General features: G+C 63.9%; 17 protein-coding genes. 14 read left to right on the top strand and 3 right to left on the bottom strand.

The window, feature by feature from the left end; all coding sequences use genetic code 11:
* Positions 1-67: 67 nt before the first annotated feature.
* The 10 genes from atpB (at position 68) to LDZ24_RS13355 (ending at position 10,462) form a co-directional block, all read left to right on the top strand.
* Positions 68-919 carry a F0F1 ATP synthase subunit A gene (gene atpB, locus LDZ24_RS13400; protein ID WP_244847530.1) on the top strand — a complete coding sequence of 284 codons (852 nt, stop codon included), beginning with the start codon at positions 68-70 and terminating at the stop codon, positions 917-919.
* A 90-nt stretch (positions 920-1,009) separates the two neighbouring features.
* Entirely contained in the window at positions 1,010-1,279 is a 270-nt protein-coding gene (gene atpE, locus LDZ24_RS13395) for a F0F1 ATP synthase subunit C (RefSeq protein ID WP_175938665.1), read from the top strand.
* Between the two features lie 135 nt (positions 1,280-1,414).
* Positions 1,415-1,885: a F0F1 ATP synthase subunit B gene (locus LDZ24_RS13390; protein ID WP_175938663.1), complete on the top strand. Its 471-nt coding sequence runs from the start codon at positions 1,415-1,417 to the stop codon at positions 1,883-1,885.
* A gap of 2 nt (positions 1,886-1,887) precedes the next feature.
* Complete coding sequence (locus LDZ24_RS13385) at positions 1,888-2,430, top strand: F0F1 ATP synthase subunit delta (protein WP_175938660.1); 543 nt, start codon at positions 1,888-1,890, stop codon at positions 2,428-2,430.
* 57 nt (positions 2,431-2,487) lie between these two features.
* Positions 2,488-4,029 (top strand): F0F1 ATP synthase subunit alpha, encoded by a 1,542-nt coding sequence (gene atpA, locus LDZ24_RS13380; RefSeq protein ID WP_175938658.1) that lies wholly within the window; start codon positions 2,488-2,490, stop codon positions 4,027-4,029.
* Positions 4,030-4,099: 70 nt separating this feature from the next.
* On the top strand, positions 4,100-4,984 hold the full coding sequence (gene atpG, locus LDZ24_RS13375) for a F0F1 ATP synthase subunit gamma (protein ID WP_248320746.1): 885 nt from the start codon (positions 4,100-4,102) through the stop codon (positions 4,982-4,984).
* A 44-nt stretch (positions 4,985-5,028) separates the two neighbouring features.
* Positions 5,029-6,423, top strand: a complete 1,395-nt coding sequence (gene atpD, locus LDZ24_RS13370) for a F0F1 ATP synthase subunit beta (protein ID WP_248320745.1) — start codon at positions 5,029-5,031, stop codon at positions 6,421-6,423.
* 75 nt (positions 6,424-6,498) lie between these two features.
* Positions 6,499-6,924, top strand: a complete 426-nt coding sequence (locus tag LDZ24_RS13365) for a F0F1 ATP synthase subunit epsilon (RefSeq protein ID WP_175938650.1) — start codon at positions 6,499-6,501, stop codon at positions 6,922-6,924.
* 238 nt (positions 6,925-7,162) lie between these two features.
* On the top strand, positions 7,163-8,893 hold the full coding sequence (locus LDZ24_RS13360; RefSeq protein WP_248320744.1) for an AMP-binding protein: 1,731 nt from the start codon (positions 7,163-7,165) through the stop codon (positions 8,891-8,893).
* A 621-nt stretch (positions 8,894-9,514) separates the two neighbouring features.
* Positions 9,515-10,462, top strand: coding sequence for an alpha/beta hydrolase (locus tag LDZ24_RS13355; RefSeq protein WP_248320743.1), 948 nt, complete (start codon positions 9,515-9,517; stop codon positions 10,460-10,462).
* A gap of 4 nt (positions 10,463-10,466) precedes the next feature.
* Here the strand turns inward: LDZ24_RS13355 and LDZ24_RS13350 are convergent, their stop codons facing one another.
* Positions 10,467-11,288 carry a transporter substrate-binding domain-containing protein gene (locus LDZ24_RS13350; protein ID WP_248320742.1) on the bottom strand — a complete coding sequence of 274 codons (822 nt, stop codon included), beginning with the start codon at positions 11,286-11,288 and terminating at the stop codon, positions 10,467-10,469.
* A 189-nt stretch (positions 11,289-11,477) separates the two neighbouring features.
* On the opposite strand from LDZ24_RS13350, the gene hemE reads away from it, so the two are divergent.
* Complete coding sequence (gene hemE / locus LDZ24_RS13345) at positions 11,478-12,575, top strand: uroporphyrinogen decarboxylase (protein ID WP_248320741.1); 1,098 nt, start codon at positions 11,478-11,480, stop codon at positions 12,573-12,575.
* A gap of 448 nt (positions 12,576-13,023) precedes the next feature.
* On the top strand, positions 13,024-15,267 hold the full coding sequence (locus LDZ24_RS13340; protein ID WP_248320740.1) for a primosomal protein N': 2,244 nt from the start codon (positions 13,024-13,026) through the stop codon (positions 15,265-15,267).
* A 25-nt stretch (positions 15,268-15,292) separates the two neighbouring features.
* Here the strand turns inward: LDZ24_RS13340 and LDZ24_RS13335 are convergent, their stop codons facing one another.
* Complete coding sequence (locus LDZ24_RS13335; protein ID WP_248320739.1) at positions 15,293-15,454, bottom strand: hypothetical protein; 162 nt, start codon at positions 15,452-15,454, stop codon at positions 15,293-15,295.
* 296 nt (positions 15,455-15,750) lie between these two features.
* On the opposite strand from LDZ24_RS13335, the gene putA reads away from it, so the two are divergent.
* Both putA and LDZ24_RS13325 read left to right on the top strand, forming a co-directional pair.
* The gene (putA, locus tag LDZ24_RS13330; RefSeq protein ID WP_248320738.1) at positions 15,751-19,680 is read left to right on the top strand and encodes a trifunctional transcriptional regulator/proline dehydrogenase/L-glutamate gamma-semialdehyde dehydrogenase; all 3,930 of its coding nucleotides are present in this window, start codon (positions 15,751-15,753) and stop codon (positions 19,678-19,680) included.
* A 98-nt stretch (positions 19,681-19,778) separates the two neighbouring features.
* Positions 19,779-20,927: a branched-chain amino acid ABC transporter substrate-binding protein gene (locus LDZ24_RS13325; protein ID WP_248320737.1), complete on the top strand. Its 1,149-nt coding sequence runs from the start codon at positions 19,779-19,781 to the stop codon at positions 20,925-20,927.
* Between the two features lie 468 nt (positions 20,928-21,395).
* Here the strand turns inward: LDZ24_RS13325 and LDZ24_RS13320 are convergent, their stop codons facing one another.
* Positions 21,396-23,090 (bottom strand): thiamine pyrophosphate-binding protein, encoded by a 1,695-nt coding sequence (locus LDZ24_RS13320; protein WP_248320736.1) that lies wholly within the window; start codon positions 23,088-23,090, stop codon positions 21,396-21,398.
* Between the last annotated feature and the right edge of the window lie 267 nt (positions 23,091-23,357).

The raw sequence follows: 23,357 nt of genomic DNA, 5'->3' as shown, positions 1-23,357 counted from the left end.
ACGCGAAGCGGCGGCTCGGAAGCGAAGGCGGCGAAAGATTTTTGACAATTTGGGTGGCTTTAACGATATGGCAGCTAGCGAAGGAACGCACGCTCTGGATCCGTCCGAGTACATTGCGCACCACTTGCAGAATCTTTCCACGCATCCGCAGACGTCGATCTTCGACATCCACGTCTGGAATCTGGACACGCTGTTCTGGTCCATCGTATGCGGCCTTTTGACCATCATCATTCTGGGCCTGGCTGCGCGCAAGGCAACGTCCGGCGTCCCCGGCCGTTTCCAGTGCGCAATCGAAATGCTCGTGGAAATGGTCGAGGACCAGTCGAAGTCGATGATTCACGGCAGCCGCCGTTTCATCGCGCCGCTCGCGCTGACCGTGTTCGTCTGGGTCGCGCTGATGAACTCGCTCGACTTCATCCCCGTTGACTTGCCTGGCCGCGTGATCGGCTGGCTCGGGCTCGAGCACGCGCTTCCGCATCATCGCATCGTGCCGACGGCCGACCTCAACGGCACCATCGGCATCGCGCTGGGCGTCTTGCTGCTAATGCTCTACTACAACATCAAGATCAAGGGCGCCGGCGGTTTCGTGCACGAACTGCTGTCCGCTCCGTTCGGCTCGCATCCGGTTCTGTGGATTCCGAACCTCGCGCTGAACATCATCGAGTTCGCCGCCAAAACGGTTTCCCTCGGCATGCGACTTTTCGGCAACATGTACGCCGGCGAGCTGCTGTTCCTGCTGATCGCGCTTCTCGGCAGCATGTGGACCTTCGGTGCGAACCTGTCCGTGCTCGGCTTCATTGGCCATGTGATCGCGGGCACGGTGTGGGCAGTGTTCCACATCCTGATCGTGTTCCTGCAGGCCTTCATTTTCATGATGCTGACGCTGGTGTATCTCGGCCAGGCGCATGACACGCACTAACGTGAGCGTGCCCGGGTCCGGAATCGTCAAAGAATCACAGTTTTAATTTTTATAAATCCAGTTCCAAAGTCTTTAATCAAAGGAGTGATCATGCAAGCTTTCATCGCCAACATCCAGGGTCTGACCGCCGTCGGTATCGGCATCATCATCGGCCTGGGTGCAATCGGCGCCTGTATCGGTATCGGTCTGATGGGCGGCAAGTACATTGAAGCGTGCGCCCGCCAGCCGGAACTGATGAACCCGCTGCAGACCAAGATGTTCCTGCTGGCTGGTCTGATCGACGCGGCGTTCCTGATCGGCGTTGGTGTGGCAATGCTGTTTGCGTTCGCGAACCCGCTGCTCGCGCGTCTCGCAGGCTGAGGTTTCTCGGAAGTGCGCGTCCGAATTTTTGACAGGACGCAGAACGGAACGGGTGAGGCGCTGATCGAGCACAACAGCCGGTTAGCGCCTTTTAACCGTTTCACTCTCCGATCAAGCAACGTTTAAGGAAACACCGTGAATCTCAACGCAACCCTGTTTGCGCAAATGGTCGTGTTTCTGATCCTCGCGTGGTTCACGATGAAGTTCGTGTGGCCGCCGTTGATCAACGCCCTCGACGAGCGCTCGAAGAAGATTGCCGACGGCCTCGCCGCCGCCGACAAGGGCAAGGCGGAGCTGGAAGCCGCGCACAAGCGCGTCGACCAGGAACTCGCGCAGGCTCGCAACGACGGCCAGCAGCGCATTGCTGACGCCGAGAAGCGCGCCGCAGCCGTCGCCGAAGAAATCAAGGCCAACGCGCAAGCCGAAGCCGCGCGCATCATCGCGCAGGCCAAGGCGGACGCCGACCAGCAAATCGTCAAGGCGCGTGAAGCCCTGCGTGCCGAAGTCGCGGCGCTGGCCGTGAAGGGCGCAGAGCAAATTCTGAGACGCGAAGTCGATCAGAAGGCTCACGCCGATCTGCTGAATCAACTCAAAACCGAGCTCTGATCATGGCCGAATTTGCAACCATCGCTCGTCCTTACGCAGAAGCGCTGTTCCGCGTGGCCGAAACCGGCGATCTCGCGGGCTGGTCCACCTTCGTCGAGGAGCTGGCACAGGTTGCGCGTCTGCCCGAAGTGGAATCGGTCGCCTCGAGCCCGAAAGTGAGCCGCGAGCAGATCACCGACTTGCTGCTCGCCGCGGTGAAGTCGCCGCTCGCTCAGGGCAACGCTCAGGCAAAGAACTTCGTGCGCATGCTGGTGGACAACCATCGTCTGCCGCTGCTGCCGGAAATCGCCGTCCAGTTCGACGAGCTGAAGAACGCCCGTGAAGGTGCGGCCGACGCGCATATCGTCAGCGCGTTCCCCCTCGAAGGCGCACAGTTGAACGACCTGGTCGCAAGCCTCGAACGCAAGTTCGAGCGCAAGCTGAAACCGATTGTCGAAATCGATCAGTCGCTGATCGGCGGCGTTCGCGTGACGGTCGGCGACGAAGTGCTCGATACCTCGGTCCGCGCGCGCCTAGCCAGCATGCAGACGGCGCTCACCGCCTGACGCTTCTTGGAAGCGCCTTAGCTGGCACGCAACAGAATTGACTATCAGGAGCGAATAATGCAACTCAATCCCTCTGAGATCAGCGAGCTGATCAAGAGCCGGATCCAGGGCCTTGAAGCGAGCGCGGACGTTCGCAACCAGGGCACCGTGATCTCCGTGACCGACGGTATCGTGCGTATCCACGGCCTGTCGGACGTGATGCAGGGCGAAATGCTCGAGTTTCCGGGCAACACCATCGGTCTTGCACTGAACCTCGAACGTGACTCCGTCGGCGCCGTTATTCTGGGCGAGTACGAGCACATCACGGAAGGCGACATCGTCAAGACGACGGGCCGCATTCTCGAAGTGCCGGTCGGCCCGGAACTGATCGGCCGCGTGGTCGATGCGCTCGGCAACCCGATCGACGGCAAGGGCCCGATCAACGCCAAGATGACCGACGCTATCGAAAAGATCGCGCCGGGCGTGATCTGGCGTAAGTCGGTGTCGCAGCCGGTGCAGACGGGTCTGAAGTCGATCGACGCGATGGTGCCGATCGGCCGCGGCCAGCGCGAGCTGATCATCGGCGACCGCCAGTGCGGCAAGAGCGCCGTGGCTGTCGACGCGATCATCAACCAGAAGGGCAAGAACCTCATCTGTATCTACGTCGCGATCGGCCAGAAGGCTTCGTCGATCATGAACGTGGTGCGCAAGCTCGAAGAAACCGGCGCAATGGCTTACACCATCGTCGTCGCGGCTTCCGCTTCGGAATCGGCAGCGATGCAGTACCTCGCGCCGTACGCCGGCTGCACGATGGGCGAATACTTCCGCGATCGCGGCGAAGACGCGCTGATCGTGTATGACGACTTGACCAAGCAAGCATGGGCGTATCGCCAGATCTCGCTGCTGCTGCGCCGTCCGCCGGGCCGTGAAGCCTATCCGGGTGACGTGTTCTATCTGCACTCGCGTCTGCTCGAGCGCGCGGCCCGCGTCTCGGAAGAGTACGTCGAGAAGTTCACGAACGGCGAAGTGAAGGGCAAGAGCGGTTCGCTGACGGCGCTGCCGGTCATCGAAACGCAAGCCGGCGACGTGACCGCGTTCGTTCCGACGAACGTGATCTCGATTACCGACGGCCAGATCTTCCTGGAAACCGACCTGTTCAACGCCGGTATCCGCCCTGCGATCAACGCGGGCGTGTCGGTGTCGCGCGTCGGTGGCGCGGCTCAGACCAAGGTCGTGAAGAAGCTGTCGGGCGGTATCCGTACCGACCTCGCGCAGTATCGTGAACTCGCCGCGTTCGCGCAGTTCGCGTCGGACCTCGACGAAGCCACCCGCAAGCAGCTCGAGCGCGGCCGCCGCGTAACGGAACTGCTGAAGCAGCCGCAATATCAGCCGCTGCAGGTGTGGGAACTGTCGGTGTCGCTGTTCGCGGCCAACAACGGCTATCTCGACGATCTGGAAGTTGCGCAAGTGCTGCCGTTCGAAAAGGGCCTGCGCGAATACCTGAAGACGAGCCATGCCGATCTGATTAAGCGCATCGAAGACAACAAAGACTTGTCGAAGGACGACGAAGGCGCGCTGCATGCCGCGCTGAAGGACTTCAAGAAGTCGGGCGCTTATTGATCGGGACTGAGGAGCAACGCGCGGCGCATCATCGGATGACCGCCGCGCGGCTTCGATCAAGGAGTAAGCAATGGCTGGAATGAAGGAAATTCGCGGCAAGATCAAGAGCGTGCAGAACACGCGCAAGATCACGAAAGCGATGGAAATGGTCGCCGCATCCAAGATGCGCCGCGCCCAGGAGCGCATGCGTTCCGCCCGTCCGTACGCTGACCGAGTCCGCGCAATCGCAGCGCACATGAGCGCCGCGAACCCCGAGTATCGTCACCCGTTCATGGTGAAGAACGACGGCGCGAAAGCGGCTGGCCTGATCCTCGTCACGACCGACAAGGGTCTGTGCGGCGGCATGAACACGAACATCTTGCGTGCGTCCCTGAACCGCATCAAGGAACTGGATCAGAGCGGCGTATCCATCGAGGCGTCGGCCATCGGCGGCAAGGGACTCGGCTTTCTGAACCGGCTGCGCGCCCGTGTCGTGTCGCAAGTCACGCAATTGGGCGACACGCCGCATCTGGAAAAGCTGATCGGCGCGATCAAGGTGCAGCTCGACTTGTATTCGGAAGGCAAGGTCAACGCGGTGTACCTGGCGTACACGCGCTTCGTCAACACGATGAAGCAGGAGCCGGTGATCGAGCAACTTCTGCCGCTGTCGATCGACGATCTGCATAAGCAGGAAAGCGAAGCCGAAACGCCGAAGACGTCGTGGGATTACATCTACGAGCCGGACGCGCAAACCGTGGTGGACGACCTGCTCGTGCGCTACGTCGAGGCGCTCGTCTATCAGGCGGTCGCGGAGAACATGGCGTCGGAACAATCCGCGCGCATGGTCGCGATGAAGGCGGCGTCGGACAACGCGAAGAGCGTGATCAACGAACTGCAGCTCGTCTACAACAAGAGCCGTCAGGCAGCGATTACGAAAGAATTGTCGGAAATCGTCGGCGGCGCCGCGGCGGTCTGATTTTGCTGACCGCGTGAAAGAACACAGTATCTAAAGGAAATGCGATGAGTACTACTGCTTTGGTAGAAGGCAAGATCGTACAGTGCATCGGCGCCGTTATCGACGTGGAATTTCCGCGTGCGAAAATGCCGAAGATTTACGACGCGCTCATTCTGGAAGGCACGGAACTGACGCTCGAAGTCCAGCAGCAGCTGGGCGACGGCGTGGTCCGCACCATCTGTCTGGGTGCATCCGACGGCCTGCGCCGCGGCACGATGGTCAAGAACACCGGCAAGCCCATCAGCGTGCCGGTCGGCAAGCCGACGCTCGGCCGCATCATGGACGTGCTCGGCCGTCCGATCGACGAAGCGGGCCCGATCGAATCGACCAACCTGCGTTCGATTCACCAGCAAGCGCCTTCGTTCGACGAGCTGTCGCCGTCGACGGAACTGCTGGAAACCGGCATCAAGGTTATCGACCTGATCTGCCCGTTCGCGAAGGGCGGCAAGGTGGGTCTGTTCGGTGGCGCCGGCGTGGGCAAGACCGTGAACATGATGGAACTGATCAACAACATCGCGAAGGAACACGGCGGTTACTCCGTGTTCGCGGGCGTTGGCGAGCGTACCCGTGAAGGGAACGACTTCTATCACGAAATGAAGGACTCGAACGTTCTGGACAAGGTCGCGCTGGTGTACGGCCAGATGAACGAGCCGCCGGGCAACCGTCTGCGCGTCGCGCTGACTGGCCTGACGATGGCCGAGCACTTCCGTGACGAAGGTCTCGACGTGCTGTTCTTCGTGGACAACATCTACCGTTTCACGCTGGCAGGCACGGAAGTGTCGGCACTGCTCGGCCGTATGCCGTCGGCAGTGGGCTATCAGCCGACGCTGGCTGAAGAAATGGGCAAGCTGCAAGAGCGCATCACGTCGACCAAGACCGGCTCGATCACGTCGGTTCAGGCCGTGTACGTCCCTGCGGACGACTTGACCGACCCGTCGCCGGCTACGACCTTCGGCCACCTGGACGCAACCGTCGTGTTGTCGCGTGATATCGCTTCGCTCGGTATCTATCCGGCCGTGGACCCGCTCGATTCGACCTCGCGTCAGATCGACCCGAACGTGATCGGCGAAGAGCATTACTCGATCACGCGCGGCGTGCAGCAAACGCTGCAGCGCTACAAGGAACTGCGCGACATTATCGCCATTCTGGGCATGGACGAACTGTCGCCGGAAGACAAGCTGTCGGTCGCGCGCGCTCGCAAGATCCAGCGTTTCCTGTCGCAGCCGTTCCACGTCGCCGAAGTGTTCACGGGTTCGCCGGGCAAGTACGTGCCGCTGAAGGAAACCATTCGCGGCTTCAAGATGATCGTGGAAGGCGAATGCGATCACCTGCCGGAACAGGCGTTCTACATGGTTGGCACGATCGACGAAGCCTTCGAAAAGGCCAAGAAGATCCAGTAAAGGTCGGGTGTAACGAAGCGGACGCCGGCTCGCGCTAGCGTCCTCGAACTACGCTCAACCCAGGAGTTGGACAACATGGCAACCATCAAAGTAGACGTCGTCAGCGCGGAAGAGCAGATCTTCTCGGGCCAGGCGAAGTTCGTCGCGCTGCCGGGCGAGTCCGGTGAGCTCGGCATTCTGCCCGGCCACACGCCGCTTATCACGCGCATTCGTCCGGGCGCGGTGCGCATCGAGGCGGAAGACGGCTCGGAAGAGTTCGTGTTCGTCGCGGGCGGCATTCTGGAGATTCAGCCGGGCATCGTGACCGTGCTGGCCGACACCGCCATCCGCGGCGCCGATCTGGACGAAGCGAAGGCCGAGCAAGCGAAGAAGCGCGCCGAGGAAGCGATGCAGAACAACGCATCCGAACTCGAGTACGCTACGGCGCAAGCCGAACTGGCGTACGCCGCGGCGCAGCTCGCAGCGATTCAGCGTCTGCGCAAGGCGCACGCGAAGCACTGAGCGAGACGCACATTCGCGGGTCAAGGAAGCAGCCTCCGGGCTGCTTTTTTTATGCGTGCATGCCTCGGCAAATGTGCATATCGGATGTGCGACCTTTCCTTATGCGCCTAACGCATTGATTCCGCGAAGCCTCGACCGGTCCGACCGGCAAGCATTGCGGGTAACACTGAATGCCCGCTCCCGGCGTCGCCATGCACAATGGCCTTCCAATTAGCCTTCATCCGGGCGGAGTCCATCGATGGCACACGAACCGACGCACGCCGGCGCGCAGATCGAACCGCGCGACGGCCTCTCTTATGTCCGCGGCGCGACCGATATCCCGCTCAGCGATGCCACCGTCTCGCGCTTTCTTCTAGAAACGGTCGCGCGCTTTCCAGACCGACCGGCCGTCGTGTTCCGCGAACAAAACATCCGCTGGACGTGGCGCGAGTTCGCCAATGAGGTCGACGCGCTCGCGACCGCGCTGCTGCAGCTCGGCCTCAAAGCGGGCGATCGCGTCGGCATCTGGTCGCCGAATCGCGCTGAATGGCTGCTGACGCAGTTTGCTACCGCGCGCATCGGCGCCGTGCTGGTGAACATCAACCCGGCGTATCGGCTGGCCGAACTGGAATACGCGCTGCAGAAGGTCGGTTGCACGGCCATCATCGCGGCCGAGCAGTTCAAGACGTCGAAATATCTCGACATGCTTCAGGCACTCGCGCCCGAGTTGTCCGACGCCGAGCTCAACGACCTGCACGCGGCCAAGCTGCCTGCGCTGCGCACAGTGATTCGCATGGGCGACGGCACCACGCCAGGCATGCTGAATTTCGACGACGTCATGCGCCGGGGCCGCGCCGCGCTCGACACTGGGCGGCTCGACGCGCTCGAAGCGAAACTCGACGCCCACGACGCGATCAACATCCAGTTCACGAGCGGTACCACCGGCAACCCGAAGGGCGCGACGCTCACGCATCGGAACATCGTCAACAACGCGCGCTATATCGCGATGGCCATGCGGCTGACCGAAGCTGATTCGCTCTGCATTCCCGTGCCGCTGTATCACTGCTTCGGCATGGTGCTGGCGGTGCTCGCGTGCGTATCGACGGGCGCGGCGATGGTCTTTCCCGGCGAAGCGTTCGATCCCGCTGCGACGCTCGCCGCCGTCCACGAAGAGGGCTGCACCGCGCTGCACGGCGTGCCGACGATGTTCATCGCGGAACTGGATCACCCCGACTTTGCGAAGTACGACCTGAGCCGCCTTCGCACGGGCATCATGGCGGGCTCGCCGTGTCCGATCGAAACGATGAAGCGCGTCGTGTCGAAGATGCACCTGAGCGAGATCACCATCGCCTACGGCATGACGGAGACGAGCCCCGTTTCGTTCCACAGCTCGACGACGGACCCGCTCGACAAGCGCACAGCCACTGTCGGCCGCATTCAGCCGCATCTGGAGGTAAAGATCGTCGATGCGCTCGGGCAAATCGTGCCGGTCGGGGAAACGGGCGAACTTTGCACGCGCGGTTATTCGGTGATGAAAGGCTATTGGGGCGACGAAGCCAAGACGCGCGAGGCGATTGTCGATGGCTGGATGCACACTGGCGATCTCGCGACGCTCGACGCCGAGGGTTACTGCAATATCGTCGGGCGGTTAAAGGACATGCTGATACGCGGCGGCGAGAACATTTATCCGCGCGAGATCGAAGAATTCTTGTTCCGCCATCCCAAGATCCAGTCGGTTCAGGTTTTCGGCGTGCCCGACGCGAAGTACGGCGAGGAAGTCTGCGCATGGATCGTGGTGCGTCCGGGTGAGCAGGCGACGGAGCAGGAAATCCGGGCTTTTTGCGAAGGGCAGATCGCGCACTACAAGATTCCGCGCTATATCCGTTTCGTCGACGAGTTGCCGATGACGGTCACCGGCAAGGTGCAGAAGTTCGTGATGCGCGCGCAGATGATCGACGAACTGAAGCTGACCGAAGCGAAAACCGCCTGATCGAGGTGTCCAGACGGCCGGCAAACGACAAAGGGAGCGCAGCGCGCTCCCTTCTGTCATGGGCAAACAATACGACAAACGCCCGTGGCGCAAGCGCGCAAACGTTTGTCGAGGCGAAAAAAAAGCGGGCCTGGAGCCCGCTAAAAACCACACGCTACGGGGTTAGCGCGAGGAGACCAACTGTGGGAGCTTCGGTTCTGCCTTCAAACCGAAGAACGATCCCAACACGGATGCCCCCTATTCGGAGCGCCGGACCATGCCGGCTTGCGATTTGCGTTGCGGTTTCCGCAGCGCAATCGAGACCACCCGTGTTGAAACCGTTTGAACAGATTGTGGGCGAATTGATTGACGACGGCCGTAACAAAGTGTTTCAGGTTGTAACCCAAGGTGCATAATTGTCGAGCTAAACATTCTCCCCTGAAACCGCTAATGTCTGGCCATTTATTGCGAGTTAATCGGGCCATTTATTCATTTGCCCGGACGCCAGTGCAAAATGCAGTTTAAACGGCGGCGGCCGATTTGGCTATTCTTCAGAAAAATAGCACGGGCGGACGCATGAAAACGATTTTTTGGTGTGTTTTCAATGCGCCGCCACTCGCAAAACACTAATTGGAGACGTGCATGACGATCGATTCGGACCTTCTTCAGTATTACAGCCGCGTCGCGGAAGCCTTCCCGCCGCTCGGCCCCGACGCGGGTGCATCCGCCGTGCGCCAGCGCTTCAAGGCGGTCGCGCAGGCCTATTCGGGCAAGCGCGACGACGCGATCGCCGTCGAGGACCTTGACGTTTCTTTACAAAGCCGCACGCTTGCTGCGCGCATTTATCGGCCGAAGGCGGCAAGCGGACCGCTGCCGTTGCTCGTCTACTTTCACGGGGGCGGCTGGGTGGTGGGCGACATCGAGACGCACGACGGCCTCGTCGCGCGGCTCGCGCTCGATGCGCAGTGTGCCGTCGCGAGCGTCGATTACCGGCTCGCGCCGGAGCATCCGTTTCCGGCTCCGTGCGACGACGCATTGGACGCGCTTCTGTGGCTGGCGGAACATCGCTCGCGGCTCGGCTTCGCGACGGACCGGCTGGGCGTCGGCGGCGACAGCGCGGGCGCGCATCTGGCGGTCGTCGCGGCGCGCGGCGCGAACCAGCGCGTGGCGGGCCTCGTCAACGTGCAACTGCTGCTGTATCCGGTGATGCGACGCCAGTTCGAGAGCCCGAGCTGTCTTGCCAACGCAAACGGGCCGGGCCTCACCAACGACGAAATGCGCTGGTACTGGACGCAGTTCCTGTCCGGCGCCGCGCCCGACGAGCACGACGTGCGCGCGTTCCCGCTTGCCGAGCCGTACGAGCGGACGCCGGCGCGCGCCTTGATCGTCGCGGCCGCCTACGATCCGCTCTACGACGACGCCTACGAGCTTCAGCGCTTCCTCGAAGCCAACGGCGGTCGCGTCGAACTGATCGACGCGACGAACATGACGCATGGCTTCGGCCGCCTGCATGCGCAGTCCGACGCGGCGCTAGACTGGTTGCGGCAAATCGGCGAGCGCGCGGGCGAACTGCTGCGCGCGGATCGCTAACGCGTTACTTCAACCACTTGTCGACGACGGTCTGAAACTCGCCGGTCGAGCGCGCGAGGTGCAGCCACTGATCCACATACTGCTGCCACGCGACGTCCCCGCGCGGCAGCAGATACGCCTTTTCGCCGAACTGGAACGGCTTGTCCGGATGCACCGAGCACAGGCCGGGATTCAGCTTCTGCTGAAGCAGCGTCTCGGAGGCGTCCGTGACCATGACGTCGGCGCGGCCGTCGAGTATCTGCTTGAAGATCGTCACGTTGTCCGGATACTCGATCAGCTGCGAGTGCGAGAAATATTGCTTCGCGAACCGTTCGTTGGTGCCGCCCGGATTGACGATCGTGCGCACGTTCGGCTGGTCGATCTGCGCGACGGTCTGAAACTTGTCGACGTCGCCGCAACGCACGATCGGCGTCTTGCCGTCTTCCATGTACGGCGCGGTGAAGAACGCGCGCTTCTGCCGCTCCAGTGTCGTCGAGACGCCGCCGACCGCGATATCGCACTTCGCGACGAAGTCGTTCATCAGATTCGACCACGACGTCTTGACGTAATCGGCTTTCGCGCCGAGCGACTTCGCGAGACTGTCCGCGAGGTCGATGTCGATGCCTTCGAACTGACCGTCCGGCCGCAAGAACGAATACGGCTTGTAGTCGCCCGTCGTGCAGACGCGCAGCGTGTGGCGCGCGAGCACTTCGTCGAGCCGCGAGGCGTACGCGGGCGCGGCTTGCACGACGCTGCCGCCTTGAACGGTCTGGGCGTCCGCGACGCTCGATGCGAGAAGCGGCCAAGTCAGCGCGCAAGCGGCAAGACTGAAGGACATGCGTTTCATCGTTGCTCCTGGTTCTAGTTGTGATGGGCCGCGACGACGCCGGCGGCCATCGATGATAACGAGCGTCCGTGCGTCTGCAAATCATCTCGAAAAGCTCGCGACGCGCGCCGATTTGCCGCCGCGCTGCTGCGAAATCGGGCAGCCGGTCCGGTAGAATGGACGATTCTTCAGGCTTCGGCATCGAGCGACGTGGCACACACTCTTCTCAACGACACCTTTTTGCGTGCGCTGCTGCGCCAGCCGACCGAATACACGCCGATCTGGCTGATGCGTCAGGCCGGCCGTTATCTGCCCGAATACAACGCCACGCGCTCGCGCGCCGGCAGTTTCCTCGGCCTCGCGAAGAATCCGGACTTCGCCACCGAAGTCACGCTGCAGCCGCTCGAACGCTATCCGCTCGACGCCGCGATTCTCTTCTCCGACATCCTCACCGTCCCTGACGCGATGGGCCTCGGCCTGAATTTCGTGCAGGGCGAAGGTCCGCGTTTCGAACGCACGGTGCGCACGGAAGAGGACGTGAAGCGTCTCTCGGTGCCGGACATCGACGCGACGCTGCGCTATGTGACCGACGCCGTGAGCCAGATCCGCCGCGCGCTCACCGACGCGCAAGGCCGCCAGAAGGTGCCGCTTATCGGTTTTTCCGGCAGCCCGTGGACGCTCGCGTGCTACATGGTCGAAGGCGGCGGCTCGGACGATCACCGGACCGTGAAGGCGATGGCTTACGCGCGGCCCGATCTCATGCACCGCATTCTCGACATCAATGCGCAGGCCGTCACCGCGTATCTGAACGCGCAGATCGAAGCGGGTGCGCAGGCGGTCATGATCTTCGATACGTGGGGCGGGGCGCTTGCCGACGGCGCGTATCAACGCTTTTCGCTCGACTACATCTCGAAGGTCGTCGCCGGTCTGAAGCGCGAACACGACGGGGCGCGCGTTCCGGTCATCACGTTCACGAAGGGCGGCGGGCTGTGGCTCGACGAGATCGCCGCCACGGGCGTGGATGCGGTCGGCCTCGACTGGACGGTGAACCTGGGCGCGGCGCGTGAGCGCGTCGGCGGTCGCGTCGCGCTGCAAGGCAATATCGATCCGGCCGTGCTTTTTGCGCCGCCAGAAGCCATTCGCGCCGAAGCGCGGGGCGTCCTGGACAGCTTCGGAAATTTTCCGGGCCACGTGTTCAATTTGGGGCACGGCATTTCGCAGTTCACGCCGCCGGAGCACGTCGCCGAACTGGTCGACGAAGTGCATCGGTACAGTCGCGAGATGCGGGCGCGCGGCGTCGCTCGATAACGGGCCATGCTGCGGTGCAGCGAACGTCCACAGGCGGCTCGGCCGACGTGCGCGGCGGTGCAATCGGAATCGCCCGCCGTTCGCGGTCTCTCGCGATGTCAAGATTGACTTATGCACATTTTGTTCGTTGCGTCGCGCCATCAGACGTATCGACGCGCATAGCCCATAAAAACTCGCTATTCTTCGCCTAAGTCGCTGATTCCAAACAACTTATAAGAGTCTTGTCCGATATGTGGGCAAACGCACGCAAGCGATCCGTGACATTCTTTGCGGCGGGCCGCGCGGAACTTCTCAACAAAGTTATCCACAGGGCTGTGGAAAGCGGTGGAAAACCAGAAAAAACCGCACACTTCGCGCCGACTTTGACGTTTCACTTTAACTTCGTCGCCGCGAGTCTTGTGCTGCCGTCGCGCGCCGCGAGTGCGGGGCCTTGCGGGCGCTTGGCGCGATGACGGACGTCTTTGTGCGTGTTGCCGTCGATCAGCCCATGCCCGTGCTGTTCGACTACCGCTACGCGCTGGCCGGCGGACCGGCCGTCGGCGCACTCGTCGAGGTGCCGTTCGGACGGCGCGACGTCGTCGGGCTGATCTGCGAAGTGACGTCCGCCACCGACGTACCGCCGAATAAGTTGCGCGACGTGATGCGCATGTGCCGCGAATGCCCGCCGCTTTCCGCGCAGTGGATCGCGCTCGCGCATTTCGCGGCGGAATATTACCAGCGCGGACTGGGCGAAGTGGCGCTGCCGGCGCTCCCGCAAGCGTTGCGCGACGCCTCGCGCTGGGATCGGCTGCTCGCGGTCGAGGAGCGTTTCCGGCTGCTCCCCGCCGGCCGCGATGCGCTCCCGGACGCGCTGCCGGTGCGCGCTCACGCGCTGCGCCGTCTGGCCACGGCGCTCGCGGAACATGAGTTGTTTACCCTATCCGACGCTCGCGCGATGCATCCGAAGGCGTCCGCCACTTTCGACGACTGGCTCGCGCGCGGCTGGATCGAACGCGCCGCGCAAGGCGAACCGACACGGCCCGACGCGCCGTCTTCGCCGACCGGCGGGGCGTCGCTTCCGCAACTCACCGACGAACAACGCGAAGCCGTCGATGCCATCGCGGGCGCGCAGGGCTTCGCGCCGTTCCTGCTGCACGGCGTGACGGGTAGCGGCAAGACCGAGGTCTATCTCCACGCGCTCGCCGGGTTGCTCGCGGCGCGGCCCGATGCGCAGGCGCTCGTCCTCGTTCCGGAAATCAATCTCACGCCACAGTTCGAAGCCGCTTTTCGCCAGCGATTCGCCGCGCTGGCGCCGGATTCCATCGTCACGATGCACAGCGGTCTCGCTGAAGGCGAGCGCGCGCGCAACTGGCTCGCGGCTCACACCGGCAGCGCGCGAATCGTGCTCGGCACGCGGCTCGCCATTCTCGCGTCGATGCCGAGCCTCGCGATGATCGTCGTCGACGAGGAACACGATCCGGCCTATAAGCAACAGGAAGGCTTGCGCTACTCTGCGCGCGATCTGGCGGTGTATCGCGCGAAGCAACTGGAGATTCCCGTGGTGCTCGGGTCCGCGACGCCCTCGCTCGAAACCTGGTGGCAGGCCGAGCAGGGCCGCTACACGCGACTCACACTGACGCGCCGCGCGGTGACCGACGCCGCGCTGCCGACCGTGCGGCTCATCGATCTGGAGGAAGAGCACCGGCGCGGCCGGGCGTCAGTCGAAGGGCTGTCGGGGCCGCTCATCGCGGCGCTGAAATCGCGGCTGGAGCGCGGCGAGCAGAGCCTCGTCTTTCTGAACCGACGCGGCTACGCGCCGATCCTCTCGTGCGACGCCTGCGGCTGGGTCGCGGGCTGCCCGCGTTGCAGCGCCTATGCCGTGCTGCATAAGCCGGAGCGCGCGCTGCGCTGCCACCACTGCGGCTGGGAATCGCGCATTCCGAAGTCGTGCCCGGATTGCGGCAATATCGATATCGCGCCGATGGGCCGTGGCACGCAGCGCGTCGAGGAAACGCTCGCGATCGTGGTGCCGGGCGCGCGCGTGCTGCGCATCGACGCCGACAGCACGCGGCGCAAAGGCAGCGCGCAGGCGCTGTTTTCCGACGTCCACGCGGGCGAGGTCGATATTCTCGTCGGCACGCAGATGATCGCGAAAGGACACGATTTCCGGCGTGTCACGCTCGTCGGCGTGCTGAATGCAGACACGGCGCTCTTCTCGCACGACTTCCGCGCGAGCGAACGGCTCTTCGCGCAACTGACGCAGGTCAGCGGCCGCGCCGGCCGCGCCGGGCTGCCGGGCGAAGTGCTGATCCAGACGCGCTATCCGCGCCACGCGCTTTATCTCGCATTGTCGCGACAAGACTACGTCGGATTCGCGAACGCCACGCTTGCCGAGCGACGGGACGCGCGCCTGCCGCCCTTCGTCTATCAGGCGATGCTGCGCGCCGAAGGCCGCACGCTCGAAGCCGCGATCGCGTTTCTCGAAGACGCCGCCGCGGCGTTCGCGCCGTTGCCCGGCGCGGACCGCGTGACCGTCTACGATCCCGTGCCGCTCACCATCGTCAAGGTGTTCAACGTGCACCGCGCGCAACTGCTGGTGGAAAGCGGCTCGCGCGCCGCGCTGCAAACGGCGCTGCGAGCGTGGCAGCCGGTGCTGCGCTCGCTCAAAGGCGTGCTGCGCTGGAACGTGGAAGTCGACCCGCTCGACGTGTAAAACGCGGCGGGCCGCCCGCCGCTCGTCAGACTTTCGCGCGCGATGCCTCCGCGCCGCCGCGAACCGGCGTCGCCTCGTCGCGCGTATCGTCGACACGATGCGTACGCGACGACGCTCCGCGCACGAACAGCACCATGCAAAGCGCGAACATCGCCCAAACCCCGACCACCACCATCCACGTGCTCATGTTGTCGTTCCCCGTAGCTGCTTTTGTAGCGCCGGACGGCGCGCATCGCTTTATATCGGCAGCGGGGAGGCATTTACTTAGGGGTTGTCCCAAAAAAGAGTGGGTTAGGGAAACTACTAGGCGATTTCCGCCGCCGGACAAGCATCCGAAAAACCACGGAGAAGCCCGCCCCACAAGCGTTTCGACGCGGTGCAACCGTCTCGAAAATGCTGGTTGCACCTTTTATATCAGCGGAGTACGATTCGCCAACTTTTAGGTCCCTGGCCGGGTAAGCGTGACCGGCAAACGAAGGAAATATGGCGAGCACAACCCTTGGCGTGAAAGTCGACGATTTGCTGCGGTCCCGGCTGAAAGACGCCGCCACGCGACTGGAACGCACCCCTCACTGGCTGATCAAGCAGGCGATCTTCGCGTATCTGGAGCGGATCGAGCACGGCCAGCTTCCGCCCGAACTCTCGGGCGTGAACGGCACGTCGGAGATGAGCGACGCCGCGACTGTCGAAGGCGACGAAGACGGCGCGCCGCACCCGTTCCTCGAGTTCGCGCAGAACGTGCAGCCGCAGTCCGTGCTGCGCGCGGCGATCACGGCGGCGTACCGCCGTCCCGAGCCGGAGTGCGTGCCGTTTCTGATCGGTCAGGCGCGACTGCCGGCCACCGTCGCCGCCGACACCGAAAAGCTCGCGACGAAGCTGGTCGAAACGCTGCGCGCGAAAAGCAAGGGCGGCGGCGTCGAAGGTCTGATCCACGAATTCTCGCTGTCGAGTCAGGAAGGCGTGGCGCTGATGTGCCTCGCCGAGGCGCTCCTGCGCATTCCCGACCGCGCCACGCGCGACGCGCTGATTCGCGACAAGATCAGCAAGGGCGACTGGCGCTCGCATATGGGCCAGGCGCCGTCGTTGTTCGTCAACGCCGCGACGTGGGGCCTGATGATCACCGGCAAGCTCGTGACGACGAACAGCGAAGCCGGCCTCTCGTCGGCGCTCACGCGCATGATCGGCAAGGGCGGCGAGCCGCTGATCCGCAAGGGCGTCGATATGGCGATGCGTCTGATGGGCGAGCAGTTCGTCACCGGCGAGACCATCTCCGAAGCGCTCGCGAACAGCCGCAAGTTCGAAGCGCGCGGTTTCCGCTATTCCTACGACATGCTCGGCGAAGCCGCGACGACGGAAGAAGACGCGCAGCGTTACTACGCGTCGTACGAGCAGGCCATTCACGCGATCGGCAAGGCGGCCGGCGGGCGCGGCATCTACGAAGGCCCGGGAATTTCGATCAAGCTGTCGGCGCTGCATCCCCGTTACTCGCGCTCGCAGCAAGAACGCACGATGAGCGAACTGCTGCCGCGCGTGCGCGCGCTGGCGCAACTCGCGCGGCGCTATGACATCGGCCTGAACATCGACGCCGAGGAAGCCGACCGTCTCGAACTCTCGCTCGATCTGCTCGAAGCGCTGTGCTTCGATCCGGAACTGGCGGGCTGGAACGGCATCGGCTTCGTGGTGCAGGCGTATCAGAAGCGCTGCCCGTTCGTGATCGACTATCTGGTGGATCTCGCGCGCCGCAGCCGTCATCGCTTGATGATTCGTCTCGTAAAGGGCGCGTACTGGGATACGGAAATCAAGCGCGCGCAAGTGGACGGCCTGGAAGGCTACCCGGTCTACACGCGCAAGATCTATACGGACATCTCGTATCTCGCCTGCGCGAAGAAGCTGCTCGGCGCGCCGGATGCCGTCTATCCGCAATTCGCGACGCACAACGCGTACACGCTGTCGGCCATCTATCACCTCGCAGGACAGAACTACTATCCCGGCCAGTACGAGTTCCAGTGCCTGCACGGCATGGGCGAGCCGCTGTACGAGGAAGTCACCGGCCGCGACAAGCTGAACCGTCCGTGCCGCGTGTATGCGCCGGTCGGCACGCACGAAACGCTGCTCGCGTATCTGGTGCGGCGTCTTCTGGAGAACGGCGCGAACACGTCGTTCGTGAACCGCATTGCGGATGAATCGGTGCCGGTGAAGGACCTCGTGCGCGATCCGATCGACGAAGCGCAAGCCATCACGCCGCTCGGCGCGCCGCACGCGAAGATCCCGCTGCCGCGTCAGCTTTACGGCAACGAGCGCCTCAATTCGATGGGCCTCGACCTGTCGAACGAACATCGGCTGGCGTCGCTGTCGTCGGCCCTGCTCGCAAGCGCGAATCATCCGTGGCAGGCCGTGCCGATGCTGGAACGCGACGACCCGCAAAACGGCGTCGCGCGCGAGATTCGCAATCCGGCGGATCACCGCGATGTGGTCGGCACTGTGGTCGAGGCGTCGTCGCAACAGGTAAGCGCGGCGCTCGCGAACGCGGTGGCCGCTGCGCCGATCTGGCAGGCCACGCCCGTCGAAGACCGCGCCGATTGCCTCTCGCGCGCCGCCGACCTGCTCGAAGCGCAGATGCACACGCTGATGGGCCTCGTCGTGCGCGAAGCGGGCAAGTCGCTGCCGAACTCGATCGCGGAAATTCGCGAAGCCGTCGATTTCCTGCGCTACTACGCGTCGCAGATTCGCGCGGAGTTCTCGAACGACACGCATCGCCCGCTCGGGCCGGTGGTGTGCATCAGCCCGTGGAATTTCCCGCTGGCCATTTTCATGGGTCAGGTCGCGGCCGCGCTCGCGGCGGGCAATCCCGTGCTCGCCAAACCCGCCGAGCAGACGCCGCTGATCGCCGCGCAAGCCGTGCGCATTCTGCGCGAAGCCGGCGTGCCGGCGGGCGCGGTGCAACTGCTGCCGGGCGATGGCGAGACCGTCGGCGCGGCGCTGGTCGCCGATGCCCGCACGCGTGCCGTCATGTTCACCGGCTCGACCGAAGTCGCGCGCCTGATCAACAAGACGCTGTCGGAGCGCCTCGATTCGGACGGCCGCCCGATCCCGCTCATCGCGGAAACTGGCGGCCAGAACGCGATGATCGTCGATTCGTCGGCGCTCGCCGAACAGGTCGTCGCGGACGTGATGCAGTCTTCGTTCGATTCGGCCGGTCAACGCTGCTCGGCGCTGCGCGTTCTCTGTCTGCAGGACGATGTCGCCGACCGCACGCTCGACATGCTGACCGGCGCGATGAAGCAGCTCGCCGTGGGCAATCCGGATCGCCTGTCGGTGGATGTCGGTCCCGTGATCGACGCGGATGCGAAGCGCAGCATCGACGCGCACATCGCGGCGATGCGCGAGAAGGGCCGCAAGGTCGTGCAGCAGCCGCTGCCCGATGCGTGCGCCCAAGGCACCTTCGTGCCGCCGACGCTGATCGAACTGGAAAGCATCGACGAGCTGAAGCGCGAAGTGTTCGGGCCGGTGCTGCATGTGGTGCGTTACCGCCGTGCGTCTCTTGATAAACTCCTCGACCAAATTCGCTCGACGGGGTACGGACTGACGCTCGGCATCCATACGCGGATCGACGAAACCATTGCGCATGTCATTCAGCGCGCGCACGTGGGCAACATCTACGTGAACCGCAACGTGATCGGCGCAGTGGTCGGCGTGCAACCGTTCGGCGGCGAAGGTCTGTCGGGCACGGGTCCGAAGGCGGGTGGCGCGTTGTACTTGCAGCGTCTGTTGGCCAAGCGCCCGACCGGCTTGCCGAAGTCGCTCGCGAGCACGCTCGTCGTCGATGAAACGCCGTCTGCCAATACGCCCGCCGCCGCGCTTACCGCGTTGCGCGACTGGGCCATCGGCGAACGCGATCCGCAGACGGCCGCGCGTTGCGATGGCTATCTGCAACACGTGCTGGCGGGCGCGACCGCGGTGCTGTCCGGCCCGACGGGCGAGCGCAACACGTACACGTTGAGCGCGCGGGGCACGGTGTTCTGCGTGGCATCGACGGCGAGCGGCGCGCGCGCGCAATTCGCCGCGGTGCTGGCGACAGGCAACAAGGCGCTCTTTGCGGGATCGGCGGGCGAGCAACTGGTGGCATCGCTGCCGCCCGCGCTGAAGGCGCATGCGTCGGTGAGCAAGGATCCGGCAGCCGGCTACGATGCCGTGCTGTTCGAAGGCGACAGTGACGAACTGCTGTCGCTGGTGAAGGAAGTCGCGAAGCGCCCGGGGCCGATCGTATCGGTGCAGGGCGTCGCGGCGGGCACGTTCGCCGACGCTGGCCACGACGGCGAAGACTACGCGCTCGAACGTCTGCTGACGGAACGCTCGGTGAGCGTGAACACGGCGGCGGCGGGCGGTAACGCGAATTTGATGACGATCGGTTGAGACTTGCGGCGCCCGGTTCAGACAAATTCAAAACAAACGGCAGCAGGCACGGCGATCCCGGCAAGAAGCTGCCATCCACACTGGTATTAGGAGAAGCTATGAAGCACACGATGACCAAGCTGGCAGCCGCCATGACGCTCGCCGGCCTGTCGTTCGCGGGGACCGCATTCGCACAGCAGGCAGACGACGTGAAGGTCGGCTTCGCCGGCCCGATGACGGGCGCGCAAGCCCACTACGGCAAGGACTTCCAGAACGGCATCACGCTCGCGGTCGAGGAATTCAACGCGACGAAGCCGGTGATCGGCGGCAAGCCGGTTCGCATCGTGCTGGATTCGGCGGACGACCAGGCCGACCCGCGCACGGGCACGACCGTCGCGCAGAAGCTCGTGGACGACGGCATCAAGGGCATGCTGGGCCACTTCAACTCGGGCACGACCATTCCGGCATCGCGCATTTACGCGAACGCCGGCATCCCCGAAATCGCGATGGCCACCGCGCCGGAATACACGACGCAGGGTTTCAAGACCGCGTTCCGCATGATGACCTCGGACACGCAGCAAGGCTCGGTCGCGGGTGAGTTCGCGGTGAAGAACCTGAAGGTCAAGAAGATCGCCATCGTCGATGACCGCACGGCATACGGCCAGGGCCTCGCGGATCAGTTCGAGAAGGCAGCGAAGGCGGCGGGCGGCACGATCGTCGATCGCGAATTCACGAACGACAAGGCTGTCGACTTCAAGGCGATTCTGACCAAGATCAAGTCGATGAACCCGGACCTCGTGTACTACGGCGGTGCGGATTCGCAGGCTGCGCCGATGGTCAAGCAGATGAAGACGCTCGGCTTCCGCGCGCCGCTGATGGCGGGCGAAATGGTGAAGACCGACACGTTCATCAAGATCGCGGGCGACGCGGCGGACGGCACGGTGGCATCGCTCGCCGGCCTGCCGATGAACGAAATGCCGGGCGGCGCGGCGTACGAAGCGAAGTACAAGAAGCGCTTCAACGAAGACGTGCAGACGTACTCGCCGTACGCCTACGACGGTGCGATGGCCATGTTCACCGCGATGAAGGCGGCCAACTCGACGGACCCGGCGAAGTATCTGCCGGTGCTCGCGAAGACCGACATGCAAGGCGTGACGACGAATCACCTCGCGTATGACGCGAAGGGCGATCTGAAGAACGGCGGCATCACGCTGTATAAGGTCGTCGGCGGGAAGTGGACGACGTTGCAGAGCGTGGGCGGGAAGTAAGGCTTAGTCGCAAGGCTTGAAGAGGACGGCCCGGCGTGCGTAATGCACGCCGGGCCGTTTGTCTTGGCTAGAGCGCATCGACTTCCTAGACTCGATCACGTCGCCGACGGCGCATCAGGCAAACGCCGGCGAACAAGAATACGAGCGCACCGACTACCGCGTTTTCAAGTGCGGTCGCCAACGCTCGACCACCGCATTCATCGCCGCAGGGTGTGTTCGAATCCGGCAACACGACATACAAGCTGGTTATACCGGCGACGAGCGCGCCACAGACCAACAGTCCGGCATAAAGGAGCGCGCGCTTCCACTTTGTTTGCCAGAAAAGAGCTTTCGCCTGCGAGAGGTCTTCCTTCAGTTTGGATTTAAGAAGTCTCACCGGCCCGGGACCTCAACTCTTCTCCAAGAGCCGGTGCAATGCCCGACGCTTGGGGTGGCTTCACTTGACGCAGCCAGCCAAGCAGCCAGATCTCACTTCCTCCCCTGCTCCCGCACCTGCTCCAGCGTCGCCCCCGGCGTGCTCTGATCCTGCGGAATGCGAATCTCGATGACCGCAGGCAGCCCCGAACCCACCGCGCGCTCGAATGCCGGCATGAACTGCTCGGTCGCCTCCACACGCTCCCCGTGCGCCCCAAACGCCCGCGCATACGCGACGAAATCCGGGTTCGTGAGCCCCGTGCCATGCACGCGATGCGGATAGTGCCGCTCCTGATGCATACGGATCGTGCCGTACTGCGCGTTGTTCACCACCACGAAAATCACCGCCAGCCCATACTGCATGGCCGTCGCGATCTCATGGCTCGCCATCATGAAGCAGCCGTCGCCCGCAAAGGCGATCACCGTGCGCTCCGGATACAGCGACTTCGCCGCGATCGCAGCCGGCACGCCGTAGCCCATCGCGCCGCTCGTCGGAGCGACCTGCGAGCGAAAATGCCGGTACGCGTAGTGCCGATGCAGCCACGTCGCGTAATTCCCCGCGCCGTTCGTGAGAATTGCGTCGGCGGGCAAGCGCTCCGAGAGCGTGCGCATGATCTCGCCCAGCTGGACGTCGCCGAGCATGGGGCGCGGCTTGCGCCAGTCGAGATACGCGGCGTGCGCGGCTTCGGCGCTTCCGGCCCAGGCAATCTCGGCAGGCGGTTCCAATGAAGCCAGCAGCGACGCAATCTCCGGCATCCCCGAAACGATCGGCAGATCCGCGCTATACACGCGCCCCAGTTCCTCCGCGCCCTGATGAACGTGGATGAGCGTCTGCTTCGTCTTCGGGATGTCGAGCAACGTGTAGCCGCCCGTCGTCGATTCGCCCATGCGCGGCCCGAGCACGAAGAGCACATCCGCGTCGCGCACGCGGGCGGCCAGCGCCGGATTGATGCCAAGGCCCACATCGCCCGCGTAGTTCGGATGCTCGTTGTTCAGCGTGTCCTGGAAGCGAAACGCGCAGCCCGCCGGCAGTTGCCATCGCTCGATGAAGCGGGCGAAATCCTGCGTCGCCGGTTCGGTCCAGCCGCTGCCGCCCGCGATCACGAACGGCTTCTTCGCATTCGCCAGCACATCGCGCAGCCGCTCCATCTGCGCGGGCGCGGGCGACGCCGCGACGCGCTGGTAATGCGGCGCGGGCGGCACGGCTTCGCACGCTTCGGTCAGCATGTCTTCGGGCAGCGCGAGCACGACCGGCCCGGGCCGCCCCGCCATCGCCACATGAAACGCGTGACTCATGTATTCCGGCACGCGGCGCGGATCGTCGATCTGCGCGACCCACTTCGCCATTTGCCCGAACATGCGGCGATAGTCGATTTCCTGAAACGCCTCGCGATCCATATGGTCGCGCGCGCATTGGCCGATGAGCAGGATCATCGGCGTCGAGTCCTGATACGCGGTGTGCACGCCGATGGACGCGTGCGTCGCGCCCGGCCCGCGCGTCACGATGGCGACGCCCGGCCGCCCGGTCAGCTTGCCGACCGCTTCGGCCATGTTCGCCGCGCCCGCCTCGTGGCGGCAGACGATGGTCTGGATCTGCGCGGTCTCGTCGTGCAGTGAATCGAGGACGGCGAGAAAGCTCTCGCCCGGCACGCAAAAGACGCGCTCGACGCCGTGGTGCACGAGCGCATCCACGACAAGACGCGCGCCGGTGGTCTCACGGGAAAGAGCGGAGGAAGCGTCGGAGGTCATGCGGTCAAGTCTCCTGTTGTGTTCCGGCCGAAGCCGGGCATTGCGCGTTGAGCCCTAGAGCTTACGCCGCCGCGCGGCCCGTTGTCCGCTAACAAGCGGAATACAAGCGGAATCTTTTCCCGGTCGGTTGCCGCCGGATCGTCCGGGCGTCGTCCATCAGTCGAAATACCCCTGTTTCCCACCCTTTATCCCGCGATAGGCCGAAGGGCATCTTCGCAATAATGGCTTCACTGAAAAGCGGGCGCCCCAAAACATCCGGCAGCGCCC

The sequence above is a fragment of the Caballeronia sp. Sq4a genome (assembly GCF_023170545.1).
GTDB lineage: Bacteria > Pseudomonadota > Gammaproteobacteria > Burkholderiales > Burkholderiaceae > Caballeronia.
This window is presented reverse-complemented; position numbering and strand designations above follow the sequence as displayed.

Excerpts from the sequence above, each read along its gene's own strand:
- atpB (WP_244847530.1), top strand. The coding sequence starts at position 68 with ATGGCAGCTAGCGAAGGAACGCACGCTCTGGATCCGTCCGAGTACATT.
- atpE (WP_175938665.1), top strand. The coding sequence starts at position 1,010 with ATGCAAGCTTTCATCGCCAACATCCAGGGTCTGACCGCCGTCGGTATC.
- LDZ24_RS13385 (WP_175938660.1), top strand. The coding sequence starts at position 1,888 with ATGGCCGAATTTGCAACCATCGCTCGTCCTTACGCAGAAGCGCTGTTC.
- atpA (WP_175938658.1), top strand. The coding sequence starts at position 2,488 with ATGCAACTCAATCCCTCTGAGATCAGCGAGCTGATCAAGAGCCGGATC.
- atpG (WP_248320746.1), top strand. The coding sequence starts at position 4,100 with ATGGCTGGAATGAAGGAAATTCGCGGCAAGATCAAGAGCGTGCAGAAC.
- atpD (WP_248320745.1), top strand. The coding sequence starts at position 5,029 with ATGAGTACTACTGCTTTGGTAGAAGGCAAGATCGTACAGTGCATCGGC.
- LDZ24_RS13365 (WP_175938650.1), top strand. The coding sequence starts at position 6,499 with ATGGCAACCATCAAAGTAGACGTCGTCAGCGCGGAAGAGCAGATCTTC.
- LDZ24_RS13360 (WP_248320744.1), top strand. The coding sequence starts at position 7,163 with ATGGCACACGAACCGACGCACGCCGGCGCGCAGATCGAACCGCGCGAC.
- LDZ24_RS13355 (WP_248320743.1), top strand. The coding sequence starts at position 9,515 with ATGACGATCGATTCGGACCTTCTTCAGTATTACAGCCGCGTCGCGGAA.
- LDZ24_RS13350 (WP_248320742.1), bottom strand. The coding sequence starts at position 11,288 with ATGAAACGCATGTCCTTCAGTCTTGCCGCTTGCGCGCTGACTTGGCCG.
- LDZ24_RS13340 (WP_248320740.1), top strand. The coding sequence starts at position 13,024 with ATGACGGACGTCTTTGTGCGTGTTGCCGTCGATCAGCCCATGCCCGTG.
- LDZ24_RS13335 (WP_248320739.1), bottom strand. The coding sequence starts at position 15,454 with ATGAGCACGTGGATGGTGGTGGTCGGGGTTTGGGCGATGTTCGCGCTT.
- putA (WP_248320738.1), top strand. The coding sequence starts at position 15,751 with ATGGCGAGCACAACCCTTGGCGTGAAAGTCGACGATTTGCTGCGGTCC.
- LDZ24_RS13325 (WP_248320737.1), top strand. The coding sequence starts at position 19,779 with ATGAAGCACACGATGACCAAGCTGGCAGCCGCCATGACGCTCGCCGGC.
- LDZ24_RS13320 (WP_248320736.1), bottom strand. The coding sequence starts at position 23,090 with ATGACCTCCGACGCTTCCTCCGCTCTTTCCCGTGAGACCACCGGCGCG.